Here is a 7,335-nt window from a genome sequence, read left to right on the forward strand (position 1 = left end):
AACCTGTCCAGTACTTGCGCACGCCAGACTTCCTTCTTTCGTTCGTTGGGCGATTCTGTCATAGCTCCAGAAGCTCTCATTCCAAATACAACACACTTATGCATCCCATCTTTAAGAACACCGGCATTGTGGGCACCGGCGCCATGGGCCGAGGCATTGCACAAATGGCCGCACAGGCGGGAAGCCTTGTATGGCTGTTCGACGTACAACCGGGCGCTGCACTCGCCGCGCGTGACGCATTGCACACCACCTGGCAAACGCTGGTGAACAAGAACAAGATGCCGGCCGAACAGATGCAGGCCTGCGTCGACCGGCTCAAACTTGCCGATGCCTTGAGCGACCTCGCTCCCTGCGATCTGGTGATAGAGGCCATCGTCGAGCGGCTCGATGTGAAGCAGCGCCTTTTTGCCGACCTCGAAGGCATCGTCGGACCGGACGCGGTGCTGGCCACCAACACCTCGTCGCTCTCGGTCACGGCCATTGCCGCGCCGCTCAAGCGCCCCGCGCAACTGGCCGGCTTCCACTTCTTCAACCCGGTGCCACTGATGCGCGTGGTGGAAGTGATCGCCGGTCTGAAGACCAGCGCATCGGTTTGCCAGCGGCTGACCGACTTCACCCGCCAATTCGGTCACACGCCCGTGACCGCGCAGGACACGCCCGGCTTCATCGTGAACCACGCAGGGCGCGGCTACGGCACCGAAGCCCTGCGGGTGGTGGGCGAGCGTGTGGCCGATTTCGCCACCATCGACCGCATCCTGAAAGACCAGATGGGATTTCGCCTCGGTCCGTTCGAGCTGATGGACCTGACCGCGCTGGATGTGTCGCACCCGGTGATGGAGTCGATCTACCACCAGTACTTTGAAGAGCCCCGCTACCGCCCCAGCGTGATCACCGCCCAGCGGCTGGCTGGTGGCGTGGTGGGCAAGAAGGTGGGAGAAGGTTTTTATGCCTACGACAAGGGCGTGGCCCAGGTGCCGGGCGAGCCCGCCGTGCCGGTGCTGGCCGAGCTGCCACCGGTGTGGGTGTCGCCCAAGGCAGCGCGGCGCGCCGAGCTTTACCAGTTGCTGAAGGACCTGGGCGCGCAGATCGAAACCGCGGCAGCGCCCTCTTCCGCCGCGATGATCCTGGTGGCGCCGCTGGGTCTGGATGTGACCACCCTGGCCGCGGTGGAACGACTGGACGCCACGCGCACGGTCGGCATCGACATGATGCTGGACGACGCGTCGGTGAAACGCCGGGTGCTGGCCACCAACCCCGCCACGCGCCCCGACATGGCGCAGGCCGCCCACGCGCTCTTTGCGCGCGACGGCAAGGCGGTCAGCGTGATCCGCGACAGCGGCGGCTTCGTCACGCAGCGCGTGGTGGCCACCATCGTCAACATCGCCGCCGACATGTGCCAGCAAGGCGTCTGCTCACCGGCCGATCTGGACGTGGCGGTCACGCTGGGCCTGGGTTATCCCATGGGCCCGCTGGCCATGGGCGACCGCATCGGCCCGACCAACATGCTGGAAATCCTGTTCAACCTGCAGACGGTCTATGGAGACCCGCGTTACCGACCTTCACCCTGGTTGCGCCGCCGCGGCGCGCTCGGCCTGAGCCTCACCCACGAAGAAGCCTGAACATGAACGACGCACGGCCGCCCGAAGTCGATCGCAACGCAGCGCGCTGCGCGAAGGTTTTTCAATGACCGCCAGCCTCAAGAGCCACAGCCATGGCCAGACCATGGTGCTCACCATCAGCAACCCCGAGCACCGCAACGCACTCGGTCCCGACATGTACGCCGCGGGGGTGGAAGCACTCAACGTGGCCGAGAGCAGCCCGGAGGTGCGCAGCGTGGTAATCACCGGCGAAGGCAACCACTTCTGTGCCGGCGGCAACCTGCAACGCTTGCTCGCCAACCGCCAGCAGCCGCCCGAGGTGCAGGCGCAGAGCATCGAAGGCCTGCACAACTGGATCGAGACCATCCGCGCGTTTCCCAAGCCAGTGGTGGCAGCGGTTGAAGGCTCGTGCGCCGGTGCCGGTTTTTCGCTGGCGCTGGCCTGCGACATGGTGGTTGCCGCGCACAGCAGCGTGTTCGTCATGGCCTACAGCAACGTGGGTTTGTCGCCCGACGGCGGTGCCAGCTGGAGCCTCATTCGAGCCCTGCCCCGGGCCACCGCCTTGCAGTTGCTCATGTGTGGCGACCGCATTGGCGCCGAGCGGTTGCAGCAACTCGGCGTGATCAACAGCGTGAGCGCTACCGGCGAAGCACTCACCGATGCGCTCGCGCTGTGCGAACGTCTCAATGCCCGCGCGCCCAACGCACTGGCCAGCATCAAGGAACTGGCCAACGACGCGACCACTGCGCCGCTGCACGCGCAACTGGGCGCCGAGCGCGACCACTTCGTGCGCAACCTGCACCACGGCAACGCGGGCGAAGGCATCGACGCCTTCATCAACAAGCGCCCCGCCAACTACCGCTGAAACGCGACCGCGCAAACCCACTGCGCGCATACCCTGAGCCTGTTGCCACGTCCCAGTGGCGACAATCATTGACCTTTCAGTCACTCAAAAGACAGCCCATGGACGAACCGATTCTGACAATGGAAGAACGCGAGGCGATCAACAGTGGTCGCTGGTTCTCCAGCCTTTCTCCCTCCCTGCGGCACGACATACTCCGATGCGCTTACGTCAAGCGATTCAAGGACGGCGACCTGATCGTCGCCCGAGGCGATCCGCCCTCCGAATGGACGGCGGTGGCCAAGGGAGCCGTGCGCGTGAGCTCAACTTCGCTGTCGGGCAAACAGATCACGCTGACCTATGTGGAGCCGGGCGTGTGGTTTGGCGATGTGGCGATGTTCGACGGCGACCAGCGCACACACGATGCGTATGCCCATGGACCCACCACGCTCTTGTGCGTGGCGCGCACCGATTTTCAGAAGATCCTCAGCTCGCATGTGGAGCTGTACGAAGCCCTGATGCGCCTGCAGGCACGTCGCATCCGCACGCTGTTCGGGTTGGTGGAAGACCTCAACACCCTGCCCTTGCGCGCTCGCCTGGCCAAACAGTTGCTGCATCTGGTGCGCAGCTATGGAGTGCCTTGTCTGTCCGACGGCAACGAGATGCGCATCGGCCTGCAGCTGGCACAGGAAGAGCTGGCGCAATTGCTCGGCGCTTCGCGCCAGCGGGTCAACCAGGAACTCAAGTCGATGGAGCGCGACGATGCGATCCGCATCGAACAAGGAGGGCTGGTGGTACGCAACCGCGACATGCTGATGCGGATTGCAGAAGCCGAATCCTGAGGCACTGCGTGATGGCCTCCTCTCCCAATTCACACCAAGGCCTTCACGCATGAGCGACACGCAGAATTTCACCGGTACCCGCCCCGTGGCTGGACAACACCTGTTCGACGAGGTGGCCCTGGCCAACTGGCTTCAGAGTCGCCTGCCGGGCTTTGAAGGTCCATTGACGGTCGAAATGTTCAAGGGCGGCCAGTCCAACCCGACCTACAAGCTCATCACGCCGCAGCGCGCTTACGTGATGCGCGCCAAACCCGGCCCGGTGGCCAAACTGCTGCCCTCGGCCCACGCCATCGAGCGCGAGTTCCGCGTCATGAGCGCTCTGCACGGCACCGGTGTGCCGGTGGCACAGATGCACGTGTTGTGCGAAGACGAGTCGGTGATCGGCCGGGCCTTCTACATCATGGAGTGCGTCAACGGCCGCGTGCTGTGGGACCAGTCGCTGCCGGGCATGACGAACGAACAACGCGGCGCGATATACAACGAGATGAACCGCGTCATCGCTGCGCTGCACACCGTCAAGCCACTGACCATTGGCCTGGACGGCTACGGCAAACCCGGCAATTACTTCGAACGCCAGATCGGCCGCTGGAGCAAGCAGTACGTGGCCTCCATCACCCAGCCCATCCCGGAGATGGACCAGCTCATGGCCTGGCTGCCGAACAACATCCCGGCGATGGCCCGCGACGAATCCATGCTGTCGGTGGTGCACGGCGACTTCCGGCTCGACAACATGATGTTCCATTCCGCCGAACCACGTGTGCTCGCGGTGCTCGACTGGGAGCTCTCCACGCTGGGCCATCCACTGGCCGACTTCAGCTACCACTGCATGTCGTGGCACATCCCGCCCGGCCTGTTCCGCGGCATCGGCGGGCTCGACGTGAAAGCCCTGGGCATTCCCACGGAAGACGAGTACATCGCGCTGTACTGCGAACGCACCGGCATCGCCCAGCCCGCACAGCTCAAGGCCGACTGGAACTTCTACCTCGCCTACAACATGTTCCGCCTGGCGGCCATCCTGCAAGGCATTGCCAAGCGGGTCGAGGCCGGCACGGCATCCAGCGACCAGGCGGTGAAGTCTGCCGCCGGCGCCCGCCCCATGGCCGAAATGGCCTGGCGATTTGCCAGCGCCGCCTGACCCGTTTCAAAACCCCCGATCACCCACCAGGAGACACGATGAATTTCGACTACACCGACAAGGTCAAGGACATGCGCGAGCGCTTGCTGGCGTTCATGGACGAGCACATTTACCCGAATGAAGCACGCTTCTTCGGCGAGATCGCGGCCAACCGGGCCAAGGGCAACGCATGGATCCCGACCACCATCATTGAAGAGCTCAAGCCCAAGGCCCAGGCCGCCGGCCTGTGGAACCTGTTTTTGCCGCGCAGCCCGCGCGCGCCGCAGGGTCTGTCGAACCTTGAGTACGCACCCATGTGCGAGATCATGGGCCGCGTGCCGTTCGCGGCCGAGGTCTTCAACTGCTCGGCACCCGACACCGGCAACATGGAAACCTTCGAGCGTTACGCCAGTGAAGAACTCAAGGACCAGTGGCTGGAGCCGCTGCTGCGTGGTGAGATCCGCTCGGCCTTCCTGATGACCGAGCCCGACGTGGCCTCGTCGGACGCGACCAACATCGAGTGCAGCATCGAGCGCGACGGCAACGAATACGTGATCAATGGCCGCAAGTGGTGGTCGTCGGGCGCAGGCGACCCGCGCTGCGCGGTCTACATCGTCATGGGCAAGAGCAACCCGGACGCACCGCGCCACTCGCAGCAGTCCATGATCATCGTGCCGGCCAACAGCAAAGGCGTCACCATCGTGCGGCCCCTCTCGGTGTTCGGCTACGACGACGCACCTCACGGCCACATGGAGGTGCTGCTCAAGAACGTGCGAGTACCGGTGGGCAACCTGCTGCTGGGCGAAGGCCGTGGTTTCGAGATCGCGCAAGGTCGCCTGGGCCCCGGTCGCATCCACCACTGCATGCGCTCGATCGGCGCGGCCGAGCGCGCCATGGAACTCATGTGCAAGCGGCTGAACAGCCGCATCGCGTTCGGCAAGCCGGTGTCCGCCCAGTCGGTGTGGCACGAGCGCCTGGCCGATGCGCGCTGCCGCATCGAGATGGCCCGCCTGCTCACGCTCAAAGCCGCCTACATGATGGACACCGTGGGCAACAAGGTCGCCAAGGCCGAGATCGCCATGATCAAGGTGGTCGCGCCCAACATGGCCTGCGACATCATCGACATGGCCATACAGGCCCATGGTGGTGGCGGTGTGAGCGACGATTTCCCGCTGGCCTACAGCTACGCCAACCAGCGCACACTGCGCCTGGCCGACGGCCCGGATGAAGTGCACCGCATGTCGATTGCCAAGCTCGAGCTGGCCAAACACATGCTCGTGAAAACCGAGGTGGAGATGCCGATCACGCGCGGCTCCTGAAGCCGCCGGGTTTCGGATTCAGCCAGCCGCCATGTCCATGGCGCGCTGGCTCAGGCGGTTGAACAGCTCCAGCGCGTGGATGGCCGTGGTCGTGTCGCTGGTGTGGTCAACCTGCAGCCGCATGTAGGTTTTGCCCCGCTGCAACATGAACATCATGGGTGTCCCAATGCTCACCTCATCGGGCCACTTCATCAGCTGTTGCACGGCATCGTTGTCGATCCAGCGCCTGGCAAGTTCGGGTGCGTCGGTGAGCACTGCGTAGCGGCTCCAGAAACGGTGGTCCGGTCCCACCCAGCCCGCATCGCGGTACATGGACAACCACCGCACCTCGTCGGGCACCACCCCGGCCATGGTCCGCAGTTCGTCGGTGTACTGCGAATACAGCGCGCGCGACTGGGCTTCGAGCACCTCTTTCAAACCGCGGTTCATCACCACCACGTTGCCCTCGGGCCGCAGGCCAAGGTCGGCCCGCGCCATCAGCTCCATCCCCTGGATGAACGGGCGGGAAGGCGCCAGGCACTGGATGCGAACCGCCCGGCCTTGCCACTTGCCAGCCAAGAGGTAAGTACCGCCCACCATCGGCGCGAAGCTCAGCGTGTGTTCTTCTGCCCACTGGGCCAGTGGCGCCGACCGGGAGCGCAACCACGTGTTCGGTGACAAGGCATTTTTCAGGCGTTCGTACATGGTGTCGTGTTTTACCTTAGAGTGCGGCAGCTTCGAGCAGCCCAACCCACGCAAAGGTGAAATTCATGATCCAAGTCCACTCCTGGCCCACACCCAATGGCCACAAGGTTCACGTCATGCTCGAAGAGTGTGGGTTGCGGCTGGGTCGTGACTGGCAAGTCCACGCCGTCAACATCGGCCAGGGCGACCAGTTCCAGCCCGAGTTTCTGAGAATCAGCCCGAACAACAAGATCCCCGCCCTGGTCGATCCGAACGGGCCCGACGGCAAACCCATCAGCCTGTTCGAGTCCGGTGCGATCCTGCTGTACCTCGCGGCCAAGACGGGCAAGTTCCTGCCGAAGTCAGACCGGGCAAAGTTCAAGGTGCTGGAGTGGCTGATGTTCCAGATGGGCGGCGTGGGCCCCATGCTGGGCCAGGCGCACCACTTCCGCATCTACGCGCCCGAGAAGATCGAGTACGCCATCAACCGCTACACCAACGAGGCCAGGCGCCTTTACGGCGTGATGAACAAACAGCTGGAAAACCAGAAGTTCATCGCCGGCAACCAATACAGCGTCGCCGACATCGCCATCTTCCCCTGGCTGCGCAGCTGGCAGAACCAGGGCATCGACTGGGCCGACTACCCGCATCTCAAGGTCTGGTTTGACATGATCGCCGCGCGCCCCGCGGTGCAGCGCGGCGTGGCGGTGCTCGCCGATGCCCGCAAACCGCTGACCGACGACAAGTCGCGCGACATCCTGTTTGGCAAGTCCCAGTACGAAAAACGCTGAAAGATGGCGTCGGCTCCAGAACCCACCATTTCAGCAGGTACAATTCGCAGCTTAGTCGGAGCGTAGCGCAGCCTGGTAGCGCATCTGCTTTGGGAGCAGAGGGTCGCGAGTTCGAATCCCGCCGCTCCGACCATTCATCAAGAAAAGAAAAAGGCCCACTCTGTGGG

Annotated in this window: 7 protein-coding genes and 1 tRNA gene; 7 read left to right on the forward strand and 1 reads right to left on the reverse strand. The window is 63.9% G+C overall.

Annotated features, from left to right (window positions below):
• Positions 1–98 precede the first annotated feature (98 nt).
• The 5 genes from Q0C59_RS08570 (at position 99) to Q0C59_RS08590 (ending at position 5,714) form a co-directional block, all read left to right on the forward strand.
• On the forward strand, positions 99–1,619 hold the full coding sequence (locus Q0C59_RS08570; RefSeq protein WP_291214108.1) for a 3-hydroxyacyl-CoA dehydrogenase: 1,521 nt from the start codon (positions 99–101) through the stop codon (positions 1,617–1,619).
• 64 nt (positions 1,620–1,683) lie between these two features.
• Positions 1,684–2,463, forward strand: coding sequence for an oxepin-CoA hydrolase, alternative type (locus tag Q0C59_RS08575; RefSeq protein WP_291214110.1), 780 nt, complete (start codon positions 1,684–1,686; stop codon positions 2,461–2,463).
• A gap of 98 nt (positions 2,464–2,561) precedes the next feature.
• The gene (locus Q0C59_RS08580) at positions 2,562–3,281 is read left to right on the forward strand and encodes a Crp/Fnr family transcriptional regulator (RefSeq protein WP_291214112.1); all 720 of its coding nucleotides are present in this window, start codon (positions 2,562–2,564) and stop codon (positions 3,279–3,281) included.
• A 49-nt stretch (positions 3,282–3,330) separates the two neighbouring features.
• Positions 3,331–4,416, forward strand: a complete 1,086-nt coding sequence (locus Q0C59_RS08585) for a phosphotransferase (protein ID WP_291214114.1) — start codon at positions 3,331–3,333, stop codon at positions 4,414–4,416.
• 38 nt (positions 4,417–4,454) lie between these two features.
• On the forward strand, positions 4,455–5,714 hold the full coding sequence (locus tag Q0C59_RS08590) for an acyl-CoA dehydrogenase family protein (RefSeq protein WP_291214116.1): 1,260 nt from the start codon (positions 4,455–4,457) through the stop codon (positions 5,712–5,714).
• An 18-nt stretch (positions 5,715–5,732) separates the two neighbouring features.
• Here Q0C59_RS08590 and Q0C59_RS08595 read toward each other — a convergent pair whose 3' ends face one another.
• A complete protein-coding gene (locus tag Q0C59_RS08595) occupies positions 5,733–6,398 on the reverse strand; it encodes a hypothetical protein (RefSeq protein ID WP_291214118.1) in 666 nt (221 codons plus the stop codon).
• Between the two features lie 65 nt (positions 6,399–6,463).
• Here Q0C59_RS08595 and Q0C59_RS08600 point away from each other — a divergent pair, with 65 nt between their 5' ends.
• Positions 6,464–7,168, forward strand: a complete 705-nt coding sequence (locus Q0C59_RS08600) for a glutathione binding-like protein (RefSeq protein ID WP_291214119.1) — start codon at positions 6,464–6,466, stop codon at positions 7,166–7,168.
• A gap of 56 nt (positions 7,169–7,224) precedes the next feature.
• Positions 7,225–7,301, forward strand: a tRNA-Pro gene (locus Q0C59_RS08605).
• Positions 7,302–7,335: the final 34 nt, after the last annotated feature.

The sequence above is a fragment of the Hydrogenophaga sp. genome (genome assembly GCF_022844385.1).
Classification (GTDB): Bacteria; Pseudomonadota; Gammaproteobacteria; order Burkholderiales; family Burkholderiaceae_C; genus Hydrogenophaga.